Source organism: Pseudomonas sp. BBP2017 (assembly GCF_003024385.1).
In the GTDB taxonomy this organism is placed as follows: Bacteria; Pseudomonadota; Gammaproteobacteria; order Pseudomonadales; family Pseudomonadaceae; genus Aquipseudomonas.
This window is the reverse complement of record NZ_PVZN01000004.1, coordinates 297645-318758: the sequence shown is the minus strand read 5'-3', so window position 1 is coordinate 318758 and position 21114 is coordinate 297645. Positions and strand designations below refer to the sequence as shown.

At 56.4% G+C, this 21114-nt stretch carries 22 protein-coding genes and 4 pseudogenes; 11 read left to right on the top strand and 15 right to left on the bottom strand.

Going from position 1 to position 21114, the window contains the following annotated elements:
• Nucleotides 1–195: 195 nt before the first annotated feature.
• From C6382_RS08600 to C6382_RS08590, 3 genes are all read right to left on the bottom strand, one after another.
• Entirely contained in the window at nucleotides 196–1494 is a 1299-nt protein-coding gene (locus C6382_RS08600) for a site-specific integrase (protein WP_107024073.1), read from the bottom strand.
• Nucleotides 1495–2942: 1448 nt separating this feature from the next.
• Nucleotides 2943–3149, bottom strand: coding sequence for a membrane protein insertion efficiency factor YidD (gene yidD, locus C6382_RS08595; RefSeq protein WP_218276249.1), 207 nt, complete (start codon nucleotides 3147–3149; stop codon nucleotides 2943–2945).
• Entirely contained in the window at nucleotides 3146–3373 is a 228-nt protein-coding gene (locus C6382_RS08590; RefSeq protein WP_107024072.1) for a DUF4177 domain-containing protein, read from the bottom strand. The genes yidD and C6382_RS08590 overlap by 4 nt, the downstream gene beginning before the upstream one ends.
• A gap of 206 nt (nucleotides 3374–3579) precedes the next feature.
• Here C6382_RS08590 and C6382_RS24345 point away from each other — a divergent pair, with 206 nt between their 5' ends.
• From C6382_RS24345 to C6382_RS08575, 4 genes and pseudogenes are all read left to right on the top strand, one after another.
• A complete protein-coding gene (locus tag C6382_RS24345; RefSeq protein WP_256589049.1) occupies nucleotides 3580–4011 on the top strand; it encodes a hypothetical protein in 432 nt (143 codons plus the stop codon).
• Nucleotides 4008–4319: a hypothetical protein gene (locus C6382_RS24340; RefSeq protein ID WP_256589048.1), complete on the top strand. Its 312-nt coding sequence runs from the start codon at nucleotides 4008–4010 to the stop codon at nucleotides 4317–4319. The genes C6382_RS24345 and C6382_RS24340 overlap by 4 nt, the downstream gene beginning before the upstream one ends.
• A gap of 2 nt (nucleotides 4320–4321) precedes the next feature.
• A pseudogene (locus tag C6382_RS08580) lies at nucleotides 4322–4465 on the top strand (formate dehydrogenase subunit delta); the annotation flags it as partial.
• A 355-nt stretch (nucleotides 4466–4820) separates the two neighbouring features.
• Nucleotides 4821–5804, top strand: coding sequence for a zinc-dependent alcohol dehydrogenase family protein (locus C6382_RS08575; RefSeq protein ID WP_107024071.1), 984 nt, complete (start codon nucleotides 4821–4823; stop codon nucleotides 5802–5804).
• Nucleotides 5805–5851: 47 nt separating this feature from the next.
• On the opposite strand, the gene C6382_RS08570 is transcribed toward C6382_RS08575, so the two are convergent.
• Nucleotides 5852–6112, bottom strand: coding sequence for a hypothetical protein (locus tag C6382_RS08570; RefSeq protein ID WP_256589047.1), 261 nt, complete (start codon nucleotides 6110–6112; stop codon nucleotides 5852–5854).
• Nucleotides 6113–6281: 169 nt separating this feature from the next.
• Here C6382_RS08570 and C6382_RS08565 point away from each other — a divergent pair, with 169 nt between their 5' ends.
• The gene (locus tag C6382_RS08565) at nucleotides 6282–7649 is read left to right on the top strand and encodes an erythromycin esterase family protein (RefSeq protein WP_107024070.1); all 1368 of its coding nucleotides are present in this window, start codon (nucleotides 6282–6284) and stop codon (nucleotides 7647–7649) included.
• Here C6382_RS08565 and C6382_RS08560 read toward each other — a convergent pair.
• Both C6382_RS08560 and C6382_RS08555 read right to left on the bottom strand, forming a co-directional pair.
• Complete coding sequence (locus C6382_RS08560) at nucleotides 7631–8326, bottom strand: dienelactone hydrolase family protein (RefSeq protein ID WP_107024069.1); 696 nt, start codon at nucleotides 8324–8326, stop codon at nucleotides 7631–7633. The genes C6382_RS08565 and C6382_RS08560 overlap by 19 nt on opposite strands.
• Nucleotides 8319–9023, bottom strand: a complete 705-nt coding sequence (locus C6382_RS08555) for a phosphoribosyltransferase (protein ID WP_107024068.1) — start codon at nucleotides 9021–9023, stop codon at nucleotides 8319–8321. Before C6382_RS08555 ends, C6382_RS08560 begins: the two co-directional genes overlap by 8 nt.
• A gap of 289 nt (nucleotides 9024–9312) precedes the next feature.
• On the opposite strand from C6382_RS08555, the pseudogene C6382_RS08550 reads away from it, so the two are divergent.
• A pseudogene (locus C6382_RS08550) lies at nucleotides 9313–9468 on the top strand (phosphoribosyltransferase); the annotation flags it as partial.
• An 84-nt stretch (nucleotides 9469–9552) separates the two neighbouring features.
• On the opposite strand, the gene C6382_RS08545 reads toward C6382_RS08550, so the two are convergent.
• From C6382_RS08545 to acsA, 5 genes are read right to left on the bottom strand one after another with little or no spacing between them, the layout of a single operon-like run.
• Nucleotides 9553–9831: an acyl carrier protein gene (locus C6382_RS08545; RefSeq protein WP_107024067.1), complete on the bottom strand. Its 279-nt coding sequence runs from the start codon at nucleotides 9829–9831 to the stop codon at nucleotides 9553–9555.
• Between the two features lie 11 nt (nucleotides 9832–9842).
• A complete protein-coding gene (locus C6382_RS08540) occupies nucleotides 9843–10961 on the bottom strand; it encodes a dihydrolipoamide acetyltransferase family protein (protein WP_107024066.1) in 1119 nt (372 codons plus the stop codon).
• Nucleotides 10962–10998: 37 nt separating this feature from the next.
• On the bottom strand, nucleotides 10999–11994 hold the full coding sequence (locus C6382_RS08535; protein WP_107024065.1) for an alpha-ketoacid dehydrogenase subunit beta: 996 nt from the start codon (nucleotides 11992–11994) through the stop codon (nucleotides 10999–11001).
• Nucleotides 11991–12974 carry a pyruvate dehydrogenase (acetyl-transferring) E1 component subunit alpha gene (pdhA, locus tag C6382_RS08530; RefSeq protein WP_107024064.1) on the bottom strand — a complete coding sequence of 328 codons (984 nt, stop codon included), beginning with the start codon at nucleotides 12972–12974 and terminating at the stop codon, nucleotides 11991–11993. The genes C6382_RS08535 and pdhA overlap by 4 nt, the downstream gene beginning before the upstream one ends.
• Nucleotides 12971–14731 (bottom strand): acetate--CoA ligase, encoded by a 1761-nt coding sequence (acsA, locus tag C6382_RS08525; protein ID WP_107024063.1) that lies wholly within the window; start codon nucleotides 14729–14731, stop codon nucleotides 12971–12973. The genes pdhA and acsA overlap by 4 nt, the downstream gene beginning before the upstream one ends.
• A 343-nt stretch (nucleotides 14732–15074) precedes the next feature.
• Here acsA and C6382_RS08520 point away from each other — a divergent pair, with 343 nt between their 5' ends.
• Complete coding sequence (locus C6382_RS08520) at nucleotides 15075–15542, top strand: hypothetical protein (protein WP_256589046.1); 468 nt, start codon at nucleotides 15075–15077, stop codon at nucleotides 15540–15542.
• 37 nt (nucleotides 15543–15579) lie between these two features.
• On the opposite strand, the pseudogene groEL reads toward C6382_RS08520, so the two are convergent.
• A pseudogene (gene groEL, locus C6382_RS24645) lies at nucleotides 15580–15747 on the bottom strand (chaperonin GroEL); the annotation flags it as partial.
• A gap of 45 nt (nucleotides 15748–15792) precedes the next feature.
• On the opposite strand from groEL, the gene C6382_RS08510 reads away from it, so the two are divergent.
• Nucleotides 15793–16263, top strand: a complete 471-nt coding sequence (locus C6382_RS08510; protein WP_371919588.1) for a BCAM0308 family protein — start codon at nucleotides 15793–15795, stop codon at nucleotides 16261–16263.
• Nucleotides 16264–16346: 83 nt separating this feature from the next.
• Here C6382_RS08510 and C6382_RS08505 read toward each other — a convergent pair whose 3' ends face one another.
• The gene (locus C6382_RS08505; protein WP_107024062.1) at nucleotides 16347–17294 is read right to left on the bottom strand and encodes a universal stress protein; all 948 of its coding nucleotides are present in this window, start codon (nucleotides 17292–17294) and stop codon (nucleotides 16347–16349) included.
• Between the two features lie 370 nt (nucleotides 17295–17664).
• Here C6382_RS08505 and C6382_RS08500 point away from each other — a divergent pair, with 370 nt between their 5' ends.
• Both C6382_RS08500 and fnr read left to right on the top strand, forming a co-directional pair.
• Nucleotides 17665–18090: a potassium channel family protein gene (locus C6382_RS08500; RefSeq protein ID WP_107024061.1), complete on the top strand. Its 426-nt coding sequence runs from the start codon at nucleotides 17665–17667 to the stop codon at nucleotides 18088–18090.
• Between the two features lie 227 nt (nucleotides 18091–18317).
• Nucleotides 18318–19061 carry a fumarate/nitrate reduction transcriptional regulator Fnr gene (gene fnr, locus C6382_RS08495; protein WP_107024060.1) on the top strand — a complete coding sequence of 248 codons (744 nt, stop codon included), beginning with the start codon at nucleotides 18318–18320 and terminating at the stop codon, nucleotides 19059–19061.
• Between the two features lie 68 nt (nucleotides 19062–19129).
• Here the strand turns inward: fnr and C6382_RS08490 are convergent, their stop codons facing one another.
• Both C6382_RS08490 and C6382_RS24020 read right to left on the bottom strand, forming a co-directional pair.
• Nucleotides 19130–20053, bottom strand: a complete 924-nt coding sequence (locus C6382_RS08490; RefSeq protein WP_107024059.1) for a universal stress protein — start codon at nucleotides 20051–20053, stop codon at nucleotides 19130–19132.
• A 29-nt stretch (nucleotides 20054–20082) separates the two neighbouring features.
• Entirely contained in the window at nucleotides 20083–20559 is a 477-nt protein-coding gene (locus C6382_RS24020; protein ID WP_158262103.1) for a hypothetical protein, read from the bottom strand.
• Between the two features lie 268 nt (nucleotides 20560–20827).
• Here C6382_RS24020 and C6382_RS08480 point away from each other — a divergent pair.
• Nucleotides 20828–21019: pseudogene (locus C6382_RS08480) on the top strand (ribose-phosphate pyrophosphokinase-like domain-containing protein); the annotation flags it as partial.
• Between the last annotated feature and the right edge of the window lie 95 nt (nucleotides 21020–21114).

The window sequence follows — 21114 nt, the reverse complement described above, 5'->3', positions numbered from 1 at the left end:
CTTTAGCAATTTTGCGCGAAGTGATTAAGGCCTCTTTTGTGGGTATCCCAACCGCGCCCTGATCGCTCCTCGGCGCGAAGCCAGTCTAAGACCCTGACGAGATGCCTTTCCACTGACCGAGGCTTCAGTTGTTGAGCGACGATGATTGAGACGAAGGAATACATTTGTACTCCTTCGATTTGACCGCCGTAAACGTTAGCCTCTATCCCGTGTCCCCAATCGCTTCACGGACAGTGCCCGCTCTTGATCATGCGAGTGATAGTAAGTGTTCTGAGTCGTAGCCAAGTTCGAGTGGCGCAGGTCGTACTGGAGATCCTTGGCACTTCTGAACGGCGCGTCGAACGTGGCCGAGGTATGGCGAAGCCAGTGAGACGATGCCACCCGCAGGCTATCCATTTCGTAGGGCTCGCGCCCTTCATCGCGCATGCGTACCAGCGCGTTGTCGAACACGGCTTGGAGGAGGGCGCGTACTTGCCGGTCAGAGAGACCTGCGCGGCCGCTTAGCGTTTTCAGAAGCGGCGACTTCTCCTGGTAACTCGGCAATGGGCCCAGCCCAATGAATGTGCGATAGCGCTTTAGGTACTTCTCCACGTACTCATCACGTACTGCAATCTTGCCGGACTTGTTTCCTTTACCCACCACATGGAACCACCAATTTCCATCGGCATCCAAACGAAAATCACCCATGGTGGGCTGCCAATTGGAACGCCCAACTATGTCCGATATACGTAGATACATGCTGAACATCGTGAGGAGAATGAACAAGGTGCGTTCATGTTTTTTAGGCTCAGCTTCAGCCATTGTTTCCGCTGTATCAATCACGTAATCCCATTGTAAGGGTGTTAGCGCGCGGGAAGAGTTCGACTCCTGCTGGGATGAACTGTACTGTCCTTTTTTTGTGACCTTACGAAAGGGATTGGAACTGGCGAGTTCTTCTTCGACCAAATATTCGTAAAAGCCATTAGCGACCTTGAACACATTACTCATGCTGCCTTTGGATGAATGATAGTCCGCAGACCGAAACTCATCAACATCCTCAGTCAGCGCTTTATTTTGTTTAGGCGCGCGATGAGTAAAAGGTTTCCATTTTGGATTATGACCAACTTCCGAGTACAAAGCCAAAGCATCATCTTGTTTGGTAACAAAACGATTGCGGACAACGGAGCCAACCCAACTGGCTGGCGGGTTTTTGCAAAACTCCAGAAAAGCTTCCGCATCCAGCCTTTTCAGTTCAGTGACGGGCTTCTCACGGATGATCAGCGACCACAGCAGCAGGCGTTCGACGTGCCCACGATAAGTGCTATAGGTAAGCGCGTTGTCCGCGTAACACCGCAGATAGCCACGCACGGCCATGAAGCCCGGGATGGCTTTCAGCTCTGCGGCAAAGCTCTCCAGGTACTGGTCGACGCTCGCGATGGATGGCCGGCCCAGAGTGAAATCTTGATCCACAAAGTCACCGTGAGATTCAAAGATTGGCTGGGGAGTGCAGGGCATCTAACTTACCGAGAAAAGGTGGCCTTACTTAGCGATTGAGAACTTCCTAGTCTGGCTGTTTTAGGAAGTTTTCGCTTTCCTATACAACCTACTCTCAATCGCCGGGCCTAGTTAATGGGAGTCTGCGGATGATATCCACAAGTTAGGCCGGTCGCAACCACAAACATGCCATGCCCATTCATCTGCTAAATGCCAGTCAGGACTTGACATATTGGCCTGGGCGCAGTAAGCGCTATTAATCCTTGCGCTTCAAAATAATTGTGCTGCAGCACTGTTGTTAATATATAGCATATATTGCTTTTTCCACTCCAAGGTTCAGCTTCCGCCCAACGAATACGGGGCTGCTGATTACACGAATCAATAATTGAAATTGATTTTCGAACGTACGGCTCGATCAATATTGACTAAGTATTGACAGTCGTAGCCCCAAAGCGGCGGCCTGAGGAAAGTGTCCACGTTAATTTAATTTTAGCCGCTTTCGGAAAGTGTCTGCATTAAGTGCAAAACATCCCGAGGCCAGGAAAAATGGGATTCTAGCTTCATGAACTCTCAACTGGGCCTTCGGAAAGTGTCCGCATTATTGTCAGATCCACTCAAAAAGAGCTCCATGGCTCAGCTGAGCGCTAGGTGCACCTAGAACACCGAAACGGAGGGTTTCGCAGGCCAGCATGGCTGCAGGCCCTGGCGCTCCTGGCTTCGAGGTCATAAAGCAACGCTGAGTTCACTTTGGCGTAGGTATCTTTCCAAGGCTAAAAATCTCGGAAAGTGTCCACATTATGCGATTCGGCTCGCGACTCGGAAAGTGTCCGTATTTTGTGCAGATGTCACTGGAAGCCCCGAATTACAAGGATTGTAGCAATTCAGACGCCAGTGCTGCAGTGGTCACGAGTGTCCAGATAGCGGAGGAATTAGGTAGAACGGTTCAAATCATCGTATCAGCGTGCGACCCAGTAAAATCAGTGGGTTACGGAAATCGTATGATTGCAAAAGTGTCCGCATTTCGTCGGAATGGAGGCGCATTTGAGCAATGCCGAGTCGCTGGAAGCCACGTGAGTAGAGGGCTCAAAGGGTTGATGGGGTAAAAGTGTCCGCAATTCGCGACGGTGACAGCGATGCCCACAGCAAAGCTCACCGGTATGCTTCGCCAAGATTAATCGAAAGATTGGATAGTCTTCATAGGGGTTCTGGTTTTCAAGTCTGAAGAGTCGGCAGCCCGAGCCGTTGGGAATCTCGAAAGCCAAGGAGGTAGAGCGCAGAGGTCGTTGATTTGGCTGAATTCTGGTAATTCGAGGCAAAGTCCAATTTTAAGGTGCAGGTGACAGATTAATCGACTGGAGATTCTATAAGCATAATTTAACATAATATACATTATGCGAATCGTACGGTGGAGGCTTGTGGGCCGTGCTTCGACATGGAGCGTCAAGCATCCAGCAAATGCTGGTCAGCTATCATGGATAGTCTTCACCGCCATTCGGGAACCGGCACCGATGGATACGGTTCAGTGACATTTTCCATCCACGCACTGCGCCGTGCTTTTCGATTGCCAGCAACGCGTAATTTGAGCAGCTCGGCTCAAACCTACAGGCACCCCTAAGTCGGCTGGGACCAACGCGCTGATAAAAGTGAATGGCACGAACAGAAAGCCAGGAAATCACCGTGGCTTACGGAAAGAAATGACGTAGTAGCTGGCCATCGAATCCTTTTTCCCCGACAGTGCGTCGAAGCAGCCAGCTTTCACCGAGACGCCGATCGAGTCGATCCGGTAGAACTCCCAGCCCTCAGCTGCATATTCATTGACGACCTTTTCCAGGTAGACCGCAGCTTCATTGCCGCGATGCTTGCTCGCCTGAACCTCAATGTTCGGCGGGACCTGGACCATAAGGACTCTAGCTCCTAATTTTCGCGTACGCGAAAATAGGCTGGCCCAGCCTTGGTCTCCCTGAAACTCTATTTTAATAACCATAAATTATAACTACACTAAATATCTATTTAGTGTAGTTATCTCTGAGCCACTGAAAACTCACTCTCAATAGAGATCGATGCGCTCTCCTTTATATCCGATAATTGCCAGACCCGGATATCCGGTTGATCGCCCAAAAGCCTCTGCTGGCCCTGCGCCGTGGCGATGCCGAAGCGTTCATGGAGTTCTGTCTGCGCCCGCTTCCGGCCTGGATCGGCCCGATGGTCAAGTCCCTCTTTATCCGAGGCGTCGATCAGACCGCCCGTCATTTGGGGTGTTACCAGGTCAATGCGACTTGGCGCCCGTTCAGCCAAACGCAGCCGAAGCGCGAGAAGCACCTGCCCCCGTCAACTGCCAAACCGGGCCGGTACAAGATGGCTCAAGGTTCGGTGGCCCAGGTGTTTGCGGTGTGCGGCAGCTTCTATCAATACGCCATGGACGAAGGCTTAACCGAGAGCAATCCATTTCGGGCAGTCAAACAGAAGGCCGTGTACAAGCACCGTCACACCCACGAAGTGTCGGGCGCGCCCTCACCCGCCTGCAATGGGATTACGTGATCGACACGGCAGAAGCGATGGCCGCTGAAGACCCCATTCATGAGCGTACCCTGTTCGTGCTGACCACGCTGTTTGCCATGCACCTGCGGGTGTCCGATTCGACGGGCCGGGACAACTGGGAACCGACCATGGGCGATTTTCGTCGAGATAGCCAGAGTAACTGGTGGTTCCATGTCGTCGGCAAAGGCAACAAGTCCGCCAAGATCAGTGTCCGCTACGACTATGTGCAGACCTACCTGACGCGTTATCGCCAACACCTCGGTTTGACGTCCCTGCCCTCGCCCCATGAATCGCCCCCTTGCTGGTGACCCTGCTCGGTGTGCGCAATCATCTGCAGATGTACTGGACGTCCGGCATGCGTAAGGAGTTGCTGGCCTGGCAGATGGCGCATAAGGGGGCAGAGCTGCACCCCTTAGCGCAGGCTGCGGTGAGTGGAGCTGGCTGGGAAGCGTAGAGTCACGAATTCGCTTGGATGCGCTGGTCCACTCGATCCAGCACTCAACGCCGCAAAAAGCGGCACGAACACAAGAACGGTAAACCCTGAGGACACAACGTTGTACTGCGGGCGATCCTGAGTAGCGGCAGTTCAGCGCTGCACTAGCAAAACGGTGTTTGCCCTCTTCCTGATCTAAATCAAACACGCTTGGGACGTTCAGCAGAAATTAGAGACAGTCATTGCACGAATCGCATTCGATGAGTGTGGTGCGTGTCAGACGCCACGCCGCCTATCCTTGTCAAAGCGTCCCAGCAGTTGATTGCCGGCTGTCATCGCCCTCCTATCTGTTGATCCTGGCCTACCGGACATCATTATGCGCGCCATGGTTTTATACACACCCGGTCAGCCGCTGCAACAGGAAGACCGGCCCGTTCCGACCCCCGGCGCCAATCAACTGCTGATCAAAGTTCTGGCCTGCGGTGTCTGCCGCACCGATTTACATCTGGTGGACGGTGAGTTGCCTCAAGCGGTACTGCCCCGGGTGCCGGGGCATGAAATCGTCGGTGAAGTCATGGCTGTAGGCACCAATGCAGCCCGCGAACGCATCGGCCAGCGGGTGGGGGTTCCCTGGCTGGGCTGGACGTGCGGTCAGTGCCCATTCTGTCAGACCGGTCGGGAGAACCTCTGCGATCAGGCCATGTTCACCGGATGTCATCTGGACGGTGGTTACGCCGAATACGTCGTGGCCGACCAACGCTTTTGTTTTCCTATCCCTGAGACGCTTTCCAATACTGAGGCCGCACCGTTACTGTGTGCCGGGCTAATCGGCTTTCGCGCCTTGCAAATGGCACAAGGCGCACGCCATCTTGGGTTTTATGGTTTTGGCGCCGCAGCGCATCTGGCCATTCAAGTCGCACGGGGACGAGGTCAAGAGGTGTACGCTTTTACTCGAGCGGATGACACCGAAGGACAGGCGTACGCCCGATCCTTAGGGGCGAAATGGTCCGGTTCGTCGGACCAGCCTCCTCCGCACCTGCTCGATGCCAGCCTGATTTTCGCGCCGGTCGGGGCGCTAGTGCCGCAGGCACTGGCCGTCACCGTCAAGGGAGGCTGCGTGATTTGCGCCGGCATTCACATGAGTGACGTCCCGGCCTTCCCTTATCGCCTGCTATGGGGCGAGCGCAGCGTACGATCTGTGGCCAATCTGACCCGCGACGATGGCGTAGCGTTTTTCAAAGAGCTGCAACACACTCACGTACACTGTGATACCACCCATTTTTCCCTCGACGATGCCAATCAGGCGCTAGCGCTGTTGCGCACTGGCCGGTTCAACGGCGCGATAGTGCTTATTCCGTGACACGACCTGCCGTCAGAAGGCTGCCAGGCTTTGATGATGGCGTTTGTTCAGTATTTGAGTTCAGACAGAGAGCGAGTATTGAGCACGTTTTGACTTTCCAGCCAGGCTCGCCGGGCCTGAGCGACCCCGTAGCGCAAGTTGGAAAACTCAGCGCTTCGGTGAGCATCGGAATTGATGCTGATAAGCACGCCTTGATCCTTGGCGTATTGGCACTGGAGATCAAACAGCTCCATGCGCTGCGGCGATCGCGCGTCCGGCTCATCATGGATCCCCCAGAGGGTGATCATTCTTTTGTTGACAAACCTCAATCAATCCTCTTCGTCGCGGTGTAGGAATAAACAGGCGGGAGGACACAGAGGGTACGAAGCGTTAACGCCCTGCATCGAGAACCTGCGCCATGATCCAGGACGGGTGAGTGCCTGGTACGAGCCGAGCGCCCTGCCGCCGTCAGCAACCCAACCTTTTGGGGATAAGCTCATGAACTCACCTTCGCACAAATTGCTGGAAAAACTCTACGGCCAGCAACACCACGTTGACACGGCGCATATAGCCCCAGTGTTACGCCAATACGCTGAACCCTTGCCAGGGCTGGACTCCCCCGCTTTTGCCAACATGTTCGATCGTTACGCCGATGCGCGCGTGGTGATGATCGGCGAAGCGAGCCATGGAACCAGCGATTTCTATCGAGCCCGGGCGGCGATCACCCAGAGGCTTATCGAGCAGCACGGGTTCAATATCGTGGCAGTGGAAGCAGACTGGCCAGACGCCGGTCATGTCGACCAATACGTCCGGGGGTTGGCGCATTCGGCCTGGAAGCGCCACATCTTCAGCCGATTCCCGACCTGGATGTGGCGCAACAGCGAGGTGAAGGCGTTCGCCCACTGGCTGCATCAGTACAATCACCAGCAGCTCCTCGACCGGCGCGTCGAGTTTCGCGGCCTGGACGTCTACAGTTTGCGCAACTCCATTCATGAAGTGCTGGGCTACCTGGACCGGGTCGACCCGCATCTGGCCCATGAAGCCCGGCGGCGCTATGGCTGTTTGACGCCGTGGCAGGATGATCCGGCGCTGTACGGCCACTTCGTCGAACGTGGCGGTGTGATGCCCTGTGAGCAGCCAGTGATCGAGCAGCTCAATGCCATGCTGGCTGAACAGTTGGCCGGGCTCATCCGCGACGACGAAGCGTTCTTCAATGCGACGCAGAACGCCCGTGTGGTGATGGCAGCGGAACAGTATTACCGCGCGATTTATCGAGGAACGACGGCCTCCTGGAACCTGCGGGACCGGCATATGTTCGATACCTTGCGTGCACTGCTCGATCACCGGGGCCCGCAAGCCAAGGCCGTGGTCTGGGCCCACAACTCCCATATCGGCAATGCGGGTGCTACGGAAATGGGCTGGAAGGGGCAGTTCAATATCGGTCAACTGTGCCGTAGCGCCTTTGGGCGTGATGTCGTATTGATCGGCATGGCCACCGACCGAGGCCAGGTGGCTGCCGCCGATGACTGGGACGGCCAGATGTTGATCAAGGACATCCGTCCTTCCCGACCGGACAGCTGGGAACATCAGTTCCTCAAAGCCGGGGTGGCGGCGTCCCTGACCGACTGGCGAGACCCGCAGCGAAAAGAACTGCGCAGAGTTCTATCCGCGTCCTTGCTGGAACGGGCCATCGGCGTGATTTACCGCCCTGAGAGCGAACGGTTCAGTCACTACTTCGAGTCGATGCTGGCCGAACAATTCGATGCCATGATCTGGTTCGAGCAAACCGGACCGGTCACCGCGCTGCCCCTGCCGAAAAACCAGCAACTGGAAGCGGAAGACGAAACCTATCCGTTTGGCGTGTAAGCATGAGTGCAGGCCCCCTCAGGGGTGGGGGCCTGCAGGTATTGGTCAAACCAGTCGCCAGCGAGCCTGGCAACTTCCTCAAGCGTCCCAGGCTCTTCGAAAAGATGCGTGGCGCCCGCCACGACTTCCAGTCGTTGCTCGCACCGCAAGGCCCGGCTGCTCTGGCAGTTCAAATCGAACACCACCGGGTCCTGTGCACCGACAATCTGCAAGGTCGGCGCCTTCACCCGGCCCAGCGCCTGCCCCGCGAGGTCTGTTCGCCCTCCCCGGCTGACCACTGCTGCTACCACATCGGCACGCTCGGCTGCCGCTACCAGCGCTGCGGCAGCACCGGTACTGGCGCCGAACAACCCGATCCGCAGCGAGCTCAATTCACGGTCCCGGCCGACCCAGTCGATCACATCGATAAGTCGTCTGGTCAACAGCGGGATATCGAAACGCAGTTCCCGGGTCTGGTTATCCAGACGCTGCTCCGATTCCGTGAGCAGGTCGAACAACAGCGAGCCCAGCCCCCGCCGAGCCAGGACATCGGCCACATATTGATTACGCGGGCTTGAACGACCACTGCCGCTGCCATGTACGAAGATCACCAGGGCGCGGCTGTTCATTGGCAAACGCAAATCGGTGGATAATTCAACGCCCAACAGGTCCATGTATCGAGATTGAGGTTCAATCATCGTGCGTCTCCTCATCGGAACTGGAAGAGGATTCTCGCTGCCAGGCGCGTTGCAGGAGATTGATGACCTCTTCATCCGATATCTGGGGAAAGTCCATGTACCAGTAGCCGATCGAGATCATCCACTCTGGAATGAGCGAGCAGATCACCTCATCCACTTCACTACGTAAAGCCTCTACTGTTTCAATAGGCCCGACCGGTACTGCGACGACAATGCGCGACGGCGCCTGCACGCGGACAGCATGGACCGCCGCCATCATTGAGGAACCTGTCGCCAGACCGTCGTCGATCAGGATCACTACCTGGTCCTTGAGTCGTAGTGATGGACGGGCTCCCCGATAGGCCTTTTCACGTCGCGACAACTCCTGCGCTTCGCGGGCGACCACGGCCTCGAAACTGACTCGATCGATGGGGTGCGCCTGCAGTGCGTCGTCATTGATGATTTGTATGCCCCCACTAGCGATGGCGCCCATGGCGAACTCCGGGTTCGAGGGGGCGCCGAGCTTGCGCACCAGCATCAGGTCCAGGCGCACTTGCAGGGCCGTGGCGACTTCATAAGCCACCGGAACACCGCCACGGGGCAAGGCGAGAATGATGACGTCAGGTCTATTGGCGTATTTGAGCAAGGACTCGACCAAGCGACGACCGGCCTCTGTGCGGTTCGGCAAGGTAGATTGCATTGAGGGACTCTGAATCACGGGAACCTCCTCAGGCGCTGACGCCTGTCATTTCTTAACATGCTGCCCCGGCTGCTCTAGGCGACCAAAACGCTGCACGCCACCTGGATCAGGCACCTTCGTCGCACATTCAGAATCCTCTGTCGAGGCGGCCTTGACGTTGATATATGTCAAGTGCCTGCGCAAGGCATTCACCTGGGCCGTTCCGGCTCATGCACATCAGAATTGATCGGTGATTCGCATTCGTTAAAGAGACCGACCTTTGATTTGATCGCGATTGATCAATATCAATCGCGCCAGAGCCAAGCGGTCTAGATTGACCGAAAACCCGGCTCTGGGCAGGCTGGACCTTGCCAATACCACAGATGATGTGCTGTTCGAAGGCCGTTCGCTGCTGCGTACTTGCGCGTATCTGGCACAACTGGGAGCTCGTCGGGTCTACACCGCAGTATTGGTCGACCGGCATACCTGATTGAGTGTGCAATCCCTGTGAGTGAGAGGCCCCTCGTGCAGCCTGCAATAGCCACCGCGCAGCCACTGCACGATACCTTCATCCCTTGCCGATCGAAGGTTCGGCTGCGCAGGATTGCCCCTTCTGCCCTAGATAGCTGATGAGCTTGTCCAGGGTGGTCACATGTTGGTAATCGCTTTCAGGAATTGCAATTCCCAGGCTCCGATTAAGCGCCTCGATGAAACGAAGCCAATCCATTGAGTCCAGATCAACCTCTTCGCGCAGTGACCGATCTGCTCGTATCTGCTCGATTTCAAGTTCCGGGGCAATGCCTTTCAAGGCGCTCAATACCTCATTGCGGATCATTTGCCGGTTCATATGTCCTCTCCTCAAAGCGCCTCTGGCGTCTGCAACAAGCGTCGGACTTCGCCGAGAAAACGTGCGCCGTAATGACCGTCGCTGGCTCGATGATCGACGGACAAGCTGCTGATGACGGTCGGCATGACACACAACTGGCCATCTTTCACCCAGGGCCGCTCGCTGATGCGACCGAAGCCGACCAAGGCAACCTGGGGTGGGTAGATAATGCCCAATACGCTGTCTACGCCCTGGTCGCCGAGTTGAGTGACCGTCATGCCGGCACCTCCCAGCTCGGAGCTGCGCAGGGATCCGCTACGGGCGCGTTCTACCAGGCTGCCCAGTTCACTCATTAAATCAGTCAGGGGTGTGTCCGCCACATGATGCAGAACCGGGGCGACCAGACCACCCTGGCGCAAGGTGATTGCCACCCCAAGGTCTGTATCGAGGGCGGGCTGGAAGGCGTTATCCAGCCAGAAACCATTTAGCTGCGGATAGTCGCGCAAGGCCAGCGCTACCGCTTTGAGCAACAAGACACTGGGCAGCAGGCGTTCCTGAAGTGTGCTTTGCGCATTGTGTGCCTGCAGCCAGGCCATGGCGTTGTCCAGGGCAATGGTTTCGCTGAGGTAGTAATGGGGAATTTCCCGCTTTGAACGACTCATGGCTGTCGCGATCGTGTGCCGCATGGCCTGGTCGGGGTCCGGAGGGTGCGCCACGCGGGCGGCTGTTTCGATGTCCTCCAGGGTAATCACACCCTGAGGACCATGGCCTTTCACATCATCGGTATTGATCTTTAACTCGGCAGCACGCTTGCGCGCCGCCGGAGAAATCCGCGGGCGCCTGCCGGACGGGGCTTGCTCTTCGACCAGCAGAGGCGCCGCAGTCGATGTTCGTCGCGCACTTTGCGGATTTTCGCCCGGTTCCAACAACCAGGCGATGGTTGTACCGACAGGTACTTTGGCGCCGACGTCGATCAACAGTTGCGACACCGTACCGTCTTGCCAGCACTCGACGTCGATGGCGGCCTTGGCGGTATCGACGACGGCAACCACCTGACCAGGCTTGACCACATCGCCAGGATGGACTTTCCACTCCAACAACGTGCCTTCATCCATATCAGCTCCCAGAGAGGGCAATTTGAACTCGATCATTGCTTACCCTCCTGGCCCGGTGCTCGAATACGCCACCTCATTGCGCTCCCCCTGATATCCCCTGGCACAGTTCATGAGCGGCCGCGACGATCATCGACACTTGTGGCAAGGCCGCCTCTTCCAGATGCCGGGGATAAGGTATCGGCACTTCGGCACTGCACACCCGTGCCGGTGGAGCATCCAGCTCGAAAAAGCCTTGTTCTATGATTCGCGTAATGATCTCGGCGGATAGACTGCCGCTGCGCCACCCCTCATCGACCACCAGGGCGCGACGGGTCTTACAGACAGAAGCCATCAGCGTCTTGTCATCCAGAGGGCGCAAGACCCGCAGGTCGATGACTTCGCAATCAATGCCCTCTCCTGCCAGTTCCTGTGCTGCCGCCAGGGTCTTGCCGAGTGTGCCGCCATAAGTGATCAGGGTCAGGTCCTTGCCGGCTCGGCGGACCTTGGCGGAGCTGATGTCCACCGACTCCCACTCGCCAGCATCGCCCTCCAGGTTGTAGAGCTGGGCATGTTCGAATATCAGCACCGGGTCTGGATCCTGTAGTGCTGGCCAGAGCATGCCACGCGCATCCTCGACGGTGGCGGGTGCGAGGATTTTCAGCCCCGGAATATGTGCGTACCAGCCCTCCAGGCTGTGCGAGTGTTGCGCTGCAAGCTGGCGTCCGGCGCCTGTCGCCATGCGCACCACCAGGGGCACGGAGAACTGTCCGCCAGACATGTGCCGCAAGGCAGCAGCCGTATTTATCAGCGGATCGAGGGCGAGCAGACTGAAGTTCACGGTCATGATTTCCACAACCGGACGCATGCCCCCCAATGCCGCCCCTATGCCGGCCCCCACAAAACCCAGCTCGGACAACGGCGCGTCTCGAATTCGCTCGGGGCCGAACGCCTCAAGCAACCCCAAAGAGACGGCATAGCTGCCACCATAGCGACCGACGTCTTCACCCATCAGAAATACCCGAGGGTCCCGCTGCAGCGCTTCACGCATTGCCTCGCGTAGCGCTTCGCGATAGGTCAGCCGAATGCTCATGGCGCCGACCTTGGGGTGTAGACATCTCGAGACAAATCACTGAGCGGCTCCAGGCTACCGCTTTCGGCATAAGTAACGGCGGTTTCCACCTCAGTGTCCACCTGGGTCAGGATCGCAAGAAATCCGGGCTCGTCCAAGAGACCTTCGGCCTTGAGCCGGGCACTGTAAGTATGGATCGGTCCATGGGTCTTCCAGTGCTCCACCTCATCCTTGTCACGATACAGTTGTGGGTCGAACATCGAGTGGGCACGAAATCGATAGGTGCGAAATTCCAGAAAAACAGGCCCGTGCCCTGTGCGGATGTGTTCCACCGCATGACGAGTGGCCTCATACACTGCGATCACATCCATACCATCAACCGACAGGGCTTTGACTTTGTATGCCGAAGCTTTCGCACACAGGTCGGTCTGCGATTGCGAGCGCTCCAGGGCAGTCCCCATTGCGTAGAGGTTGTTTTCGCAGCAGAACAGCATCGGCAATTGCCACAATGCGGCCAAATTGATGGACTCGTGGAACGCCCCTTCCGCCATTGCACCTTCACCAAAAAAGCATGCTGAGAGCCGCGATCCGCCCTGCATGCGTTCAGCGAGTGCCAGGCCGACGGTCAGTGGCAAGCCACCCGCCACGATGGCATTGCCACCGAAGAATCGTGCGCCGGCATCGAACAGGTGCATCGAACCGCCGCGCCCTCGCGAGCATCCTTGTTGATGCCCATACATCTCGGCCATGATCGCGTTCATGGGAACCCCCTTGATCAGGGCATGGCCATGTTCGCGATACGTCGCGACCACTGCATCGTCGGCCGCCAGCGCATGCAGTACACCGACGGCTACCGCTTCTTCACCGATGTACAGGTGCAGAAAGCCACGAATCTTGCCCTCCCCGTATAGCTCGCCAGCGCGCTCCTCAAGACGGCGGATACGCACCATGTCCCGTAGCAAGTCCAGAGCAATGTCCTGGGACCGCGGTGGAAGGCTCATGACGGACTCTCCATGCTGGAAGTATCGCCTTCAGGCAAACCCAGTTCCCGGGCCTTGAGCAGACGCCGCATGAGCTTTCCGCTACGGGTGTGCGGAAGCGCTTGCACAAACTCCAGTTCCTTGGGCGCAACAACCGCACCAAGGCGCTTGCGCCCATGACCGAGCAGCTCGTCGTGCAGGGCCTGGCTGGCAATGAAACCACGCTTGAGTGAAACAAAGGCTTTTACGGTTTCACCCAACATCGGGTCGGGCTTGCCAATTACCGCAGCCTCGGCCACGGCTGGGTGTTCCATGAGCGAGTTTTCAACTTCGAACGGACCGATCAGGTGCCCGGCCGACTTGATGACATCGTCGCTGCGGCCAATGAACCAGTAGTAACCATCGGCGTCGCGACGCACAAGATCGCCGCTCAGGTACCACTCACCGACAAAGCATTGACGATAACGCTGCTCCTGGCCCAGGTAGGCACGGAACATGGCAGGCCAAGGCTGCTTCAAGGCCAGGTCACCGACTTTGTTGTCACCCAGAAACACCAACCCCTTTTCTTCTCTTGCGACAATCGCTGCCTCGACCCCGGGCAACGGCTTACCCATGGAACCGGGCTTGATGGGCATGGCGACAGTATTGGCAATCATGATGCCGCCGGTTTCGGTCTGCCACCAATTGTCGTGAATCGGCAGCCCAAGCACTTCTTGGCCCCACCAGACGGCCTCGGGATTAAGTGGTTCGCCGACACTGGCAATAAACCGCAGGCGCGCAAAACGATGGCTGCGCGCCAACGCTGCGCCTGCTTTCATCAAGAGTCGAATCGCCGTCGGGGCCGTATACCAGACCGTCACCTGTTGTCCCTCAAGTATCCGGTACCAACGCTCAGCATCGAATTCATTGCCCTCGACCACACTGGTGACGCCCAGCAGCAAAGGAGCAAAAATCCCGTAGGAAGTGCCGGTCACCCAACCCGGATCAGCGCTGCACCAATAGACATCATCGGGGTGCAGGTCCAAGGCGTATTTACCGGTGACGAGGTGGGTCAGCGCCGCACCATGGACATGCAGCACACCTTTTGGAGTGCCCGTGGTACCGCTGGTGAAGTGCAAAAGTGCGGGACTGTCGGCTGTGGTATTGACAACGGTGAACGCCTCCTCGGCCTGCATCAGCAGTTGATGCAGATTGAGCGTACCGTCGATACACACCGTATCCCCACCGTTGTCGTCATACAGCAGCACATGCTTGAGCGCCGGCAAACGTTCGCGAATGGCCGCGACCTTACGCCGGTAGAGGGTTTCGCTGGTCAGCAACACACTGCCTTCGCCAAGACGCAGGCGGGTTTCGATGGGTTCCGGGCCGAACGCGCAGAACAAGGGCGACACCACGCAACCGAGCTTTAGACCTCCGAGCACGCCCAGATAAAGTTCCAGCCCCCGAGCGCAAAGTACAAACAATCGCTCACCGGGCACCACGCCCAGCTGTTTCAATACATTGGCGAATCGGTTGCTCTGGATGCTCAGTTGGGCGTAACTGATGTCGCAACTACCACCATTGCGATCAAGCATGCGCAATGCTGTATGCCATCGATGCGCACTTTGCGCATGCCGATCCACAGCTTCATACGCGAGATTCAAACCGCCGCCCGGCAAACCGACCAAAGCACTGGCTTCCACTTGCCAGGAGAAGGCCTCCCTGGCCTGCACGCTGTCGACCCAGTTAGGCGCTAATGGCAAGTGGGCCAGGGTTTTCTTGATGATCGGCGGATGCATGATGGCCCCTTGAATAGCGTACTGTTCAACAGAGCGGACTACGCCGACTGACAATTCCTGCCGCAGCGTTCCAACTCGTGCTGCTGGCCGCTGGCCTTATAGGGCGCAGCCGTTGTGTCCACACCGGATCAAGCACCAGCGCTGATTCAGGTTGCTCCGCTGGAATCTGCCTGAGGTTGATAAATATCAAGTACCGGCGTGAGGCCGATAAGGCGCGCAGCCTTTCATTTCATCGTACTTGATCAATATCAATCGGAGCGGGTCTTCCCTTCCTCACACTACCCAAAGCCCACAGACAGCGTGGAGGCGAATAACTAACGCCTCCCGGATCCTGCTTGAGTCGTTGACCGATTGTCTCGAAGATCGTCGTCGTGAGGGCCGCGTTCGCCGCTGCCATGGTGATATGCGCTCGGCCAACATCTGTCTGCTCGACGGTCAGCCGACACTGTTCGATGGCATTGAGTTCAGTGAGCGGATTGCCTGCATTGATGTGCTCTACGACCTGGCTTTCGTGTTGATGGACCTGCAACATCATGGGCTGAACAGGTTAGGTGCACGTCTGTTGTCCAGTTACATCAACCACAGTGGAATGAAGGAGGATTGCAAACCTTTGGCGTTTTTCCTTTCTTTACGTGCTGGCACGCGCTGCTTCTCCCTCGCGGGTGCAGCGCTACGCCATGCCGATCCAGCCAAGCGATACGAGAAAAAAGAAAAAGCTGTCCAGTTGATGCACCAGGCACTGAGTTACTTGCACCGCGAAAACCCGATCCTCAATCACCTGACAATGACCGAGGCGAGCTCCACTACATGAGCTTTACCCAGTACGGGTTCTTCATTCAGGAAAAGAGGCCTGTGCGTTCGGCCGCCTGACGCAGCATTTGCGCGCCCAGGTTCTCCTCGGGGTCTAGCAAGTCAATGCGTTTGGCGATCGTGACGCCATCATTGCAGACCTTCGGATTACCCCACTTATTCTGGATCAATACCGATTATGATTTCGGCCCCAGTAATGCATGCACTGTAGGGATTACCGACTGTCAGTTCACGCCCCCGGATTGATCAAAATCAATTCGGGCAACAAGAAACCGAGCCCAAATGAAAGCGTGAAAAGCAAGGAGTGTTCAGCCATCTACCCGCAGTGTGGCACGGTCTATCAAGCCGGGAACTGGACCTGGAAACGCCCCGAAAGCACGGTCATTGATGATGCGAAAACAGTGACTTGCCCAGCCTGCCAACGCATCGATGTCAACATGCCAGCGGGTACGGTTACATTATCGGGCAGCTTCTTGCTCAAGCATCGTAATGAAATCATCAACCTGATCGAAAACACCGAAAAGCAGGAAAAAGCCGAACATGCCCTGGAGCGCATCATCAATTTTACTGACTCAGCGGCTGATCTAATCGTGACCACGACCGGTATCCATCTCGCAAATCGCCTGGGCCATGCCCTCGAGGCCGCGTTCAAAGGGGACTCTGATTACCAGTACGCCGATGATGAGTACGGTTTGAGCGTCGATTGGACACGTGACGAATAGATCCGGGAGCGGTTGTCTTTCCCTCCATTGCCCCGGGACACCGGGAAATGTGATTCGCCTGGCTCAAGGTCAGTTGAATTTTATTAACCGCAGGCTCGATGGTGCCTCGTTCCAACGGGTGGGGGTAATGGCTTGACGATCATCAGACTGCACGGTGCACGGTTTAGCACGCTCTCGGCAGTATCGCCGATAAACCGGTCAGGCCCAGGGTGATAAACCGTGCCCAGCACCAGGATGTCGAAGGCATTCAGTTGAGTGAAAGGTCCGATGACCTTGTGGGGGATCCCCATCAGTGAGTGTTGACGTGTTTTGCTGATGCAATAACGCTCGGCAAGCACATCGAAAGCCTCTTGCTGGGCATCCTGAATCGCATCCCTAAAACTGTCATCAAGACTGCCTGTCGGCACACTCATCGGTGCCTCGCTTATCTTTGACCAACGACAGACGTTAAGTAAGTGCAGCGCGGCACCGCAGCTGGCCGCCAGAGTAGATGCCAGATCGAGTATTTGGTCATTTAGTCCCTGCGTCATCTCTTCCAGATGGGACAGATCGATCGCCGCGAGAATTTTCAATGGTTTGGGATTTCTGGCACTGGTCACCAGATGCAGGTGGGTCGGACAGTCCCGCAGCAGTTGCCAGTCCAGGGGGCGGTGGAAGGCACGGTCAACTGTCGGCGCGTAATGAGTATCCTTGACCACCAGATCTGGATGGAAGTCTTTCACGTACTCCAGCAGGTTTGTCAGACTCGACCGGACCCAGAGCACTTCGGTGGTTACCTGCATGCCGCCGCATCGGTAAAATCGGGCCTGTTGCTCCAGCCAATGACGATGCGCCTGCAGATAACCTTCCCGCGCCTGAGCCATCGCATCGTGGTCGAGCAGTCCAGCTATTGCCAACGCCTGGACATGATCGAACGCGACAATGTGCAACAAAGCTCCGGTTGCACAAGTCAAGGCCTGCGCACGCTCAAACGCCGGGGTCCGGGTCATCTCGCTGGGGGCTATCAATAGAATGCGTTTGAGCTTGAGCATCACATACCTCGCCCTATCGCAGGCAGAAAAATATTCGGCAATGCAACGAACAAGTGCGTCTTCATCATCGTCCCGTCGACTTGTTGCGACGGGAAAAGCTGTAACTCTATTTTTGACTGCTATGCAGTGGGGAATCTGACCTTTATCAACTGATCAGAAGTAATCGTGAATGGAACGACTGGCATTCAGTTCGCACAACCATTTTTGATTCAGCTCAACCCTATGCCGCTTCTCAAGTGTAGAAATACATTAACCGCTGGAGCCGGTACGCATCTGCTGCTTGAAAAGAAAAACTGGCATCACAGCCATTCCAGCGCTAATGGCGGTGCCGCGTGCCCGGACCGGGCTCCCCTTGCGCTGGAGATTTGCCATGCTGGCAGTCACGCTGATCAATACGCTGGTGGTCATTATCGCCGTAGTGATCCACTATGAATGTCTATTACGTCTGAATGATTGGCTACCCCGGCTCAAGCTGTGGAGTCGCTTCAGAATCGTAGTTGGGGTGTTCGGCGCCCTCCTGGCCCACGCAACGGAGGTCTGGTGCTTCGCCCTGGTTTATTACCTTATGGTGCACTCAGGGACATGGGGCAGCCTGACGGGCAACTTCGACGGGTCGCTCATGGACTGCGTCTACTTTTCCTTCACGACGTATACGACTATCGGCTTCGGCGATATTTCACCGGTGGGCAACCTCAAATACTTGACCGGCCTGCAAGCCCTGACCGGTCTGGTGCTCATCACATGGACCGCATCCTTTCTGTTTCTGGAAATGCAGAAATACTGGAAGCGCAAATAGCCCCTGCCCCATTCATGCCAGCCTCCATTGCTACCAATTGAGGCGTTCATGGCTTGATCTACATCTACTCTCAAAGACCACCCATAAGCTGAATTACGCATGGGAGCCAACCGCCGGGACGGTTTTTTTACCCGTTTGTCTGTATATGTCCAGCCTAAGTTTGAAACCAAGTGTGGCTTGGGCGGATAGCCCCTATGCTTAACCACTCATGCGCAGGCATTTAGATCATGTCCGAAGCCAGGCCGTTTAAAAGTCAAAGCCTCAAGTCAGCATGCTCCAACTGCAGCGTGTTGGAGTTGTGCCTGCCGCTTGGCCTGACGGGTCTGGAAATCGAACGCCTGGACACACTGATCGTTCAACGATTCAAGGTCAAAAAAGGCGCAGCACTCTACCGCGCAGGCGATCCGTTGCGTTCGCTTTACGCCGTGCGAATCGGCTCGTTCAAGACCAGCATGCTTTCGATCGATGGCCGCGAGCAAGTCACGGGGTTCCAGATCCCCGGCGAAATGCTTGGACTAGACGCCATTAGCACCGATCTGCATACGTGTAATGCAGTTGCTTTGGAAGACAGCGAGGTTTGCCCCGTCCATTTTGCTCAACTGGAAAAACTTGCTCAAGAGCTGCCTTCATTGCAGCACAACCTCAACAAACTCCTCAGCCGGGAAATCGTACGCGATCATGACATGCTGATGATGCTGGGCAACATGAACTCGGATGAGCGCTTGGCCGCATTTCTGCTGAATTTGTCGCAGCGTTTGAATGAGCGGGGTTATTCGTCCAGCAGTTTTGTACTGAAAATGCGTCGGGAAGAAATCGGCTCTTACCTGGGCCTGCGCCTCGAAACCATCTGTCGGGGCATTGCGCACCTGCGTGACCTGGGATTGGTGGAAATAAACGGCCGCGACGTCAACATCCAGAACATGGACGGGCTCAAGCAGCTGATCTTGGGCTGCCATCGCCAATTCAGCTGACACGTCGCTCCGCTGGCGGCCCGTAGCATCAACACCCGCCAGCGGCGTATCACGGGGCGAGAAAGCCCTCAGGATTGCAGCATTCTACCCGGCTTGATCGCCAGCACACTGCACGGCGCCCGATGCAGGAGTTGCTCGGCCGTGGTACCCAGTAATTTGCTCAAGCCTTTGTGCTGCACCGTGCCCATGACAATGACATCTGTATGGTACTCGCAGACAAATTCACAAATACTCGACACGGGGGCCCCCTCAATGAAGTGCCTGCGCTCCGGTGGCACTCCATGGCGTTCAGCGATAGCCGCAAATGCTTCATGCTGAGCCATTCCCAGCATTTCATAGACCCCGGAGGCCATTGGCAATGCGCCAAAGCCCATGTCCTGGGCGTATACGGCCGTCCAGTCATACACATGCAGCAGTTCAAGGCTGGCATTACAGCACGCCGCCAGTTTCGTTGCTGCGTCGATAATCTGGTCGTTGAACACAGCGCCCGGATCCTCATCACGCAACACATCAATGATGGCCAGTACGTTGCGCGGCCGGGCATTGAGCGGTGTAGTCACCAGATGCACCGGCACAGGACAATCACGCAGCAGCTTCCAATCCAGCGGGGTGAAAAACACGCGCTTGAACGCTGGCTCTTCATGCGCGTCCTTGATGATCAGCGTCAGTGGCATCTCATTGATGAAATTCAGGATTTCCTCATAGGGATGCTGTACCCACACCACTTCGCTGGTGACTTCCACGCCATGTTTGCTCATTAATCCGGCCTGCTCCGTGAGCCATTGGCGATGGGTTTGAAGATAGCCGTCCCGGGCCAGAATGAATTGCTCCGGGGCGAACAACCCCGCCACCGCCAAGGCCTGTGAATAGTCGAACGCCACAATGTGCAATAGCAATTGCATCGCGCGCGCAAGTGCAGCGGCCCGGTCGAATGCCGGCGTCCGAGTCATGGCTGAAGGAGCGATCAAGAGTAAACGCTGAGATTGCGACATGGGGCACCTCGGCACTAGGTCATTTCAACTCAGGAGAGGAACCTCAGCGAGCAAGCGCTTGCTTCGGCGGTTTGACGGCAAGCACGCTGCAAATGGCCTGACCGACGATTCGCTCCGTGGTGTCTCCCATCAGTTTTGCCCATCGCTGGGGTTGCCCCACCCCCATGACCAGCACATCGATCGCCAACGTCTGCAATTGCTCCGTGATAATCCAACACTGAGACATGCGCATCCTCCGCTTGCATCACCTCGCCGGTCAGTTGCAAGCTATCGTCTCGCAACTCCTCCATCAGGTCTTTAAAAGACTTCTTGAAATGGTTGAGTGAGGCATCAGCTACTTGTGGGTCTCGCAGCTCATCGTGCAGGCGTAGCTCAGACTGCTCAAATATCCCCAACACATGCAATGCCGCTTCGCTGGCTTTGGCTAGCGAAACGGCTCGATGCAGTGCAGCTGATCTCGGATCGACCTCGCTGAGGATCAACAATAGCTGGCGGTACTGGCTCATTCGCCACCTCCTGCGAGGAAACGCCCCAGACAATGCAATTATCGAAGCTTGTACCGTGATCCTCTTGATAAAAATCAAGGCTGCGCAAGCTGGCAAGGTCAAACTGGATGTACACCTCTCGCATTGCAACCAGAGCCATGCTCGTTGGAGGTCACCATGAAAGCCTTCTCACGACGGCTACTGATCTGCCACCCCGAGCATCCTGGCGATTCATAGTTGATTCGGCTGGACCGTATGCTGAGATGAAACCTGCCAATGAAACCAAACCATGGATAACAACCGTCCACTCTTGTTTGCCCTGCGGGGCAGTGAAGTCTATGCCACTGGCGTGGCCAAGCGGTTAGGGTGGCAACTGGCGTCGCACGAAGAACGCAACTATGAAGACGGCGAGCATAAGTGTTGGCCAACAGTGACGGTCAATGGCTATCAGGTCGTACTGTTCCATTCGCTCTATAGCGATGACCGATAGTGTGCCGCCCTTTCGCCTGCAACCTGCGTGTATGAACCGTCAGCTTGAGGTACTCGACAGTACCGCTCTGGTGGCGAACTTACTGG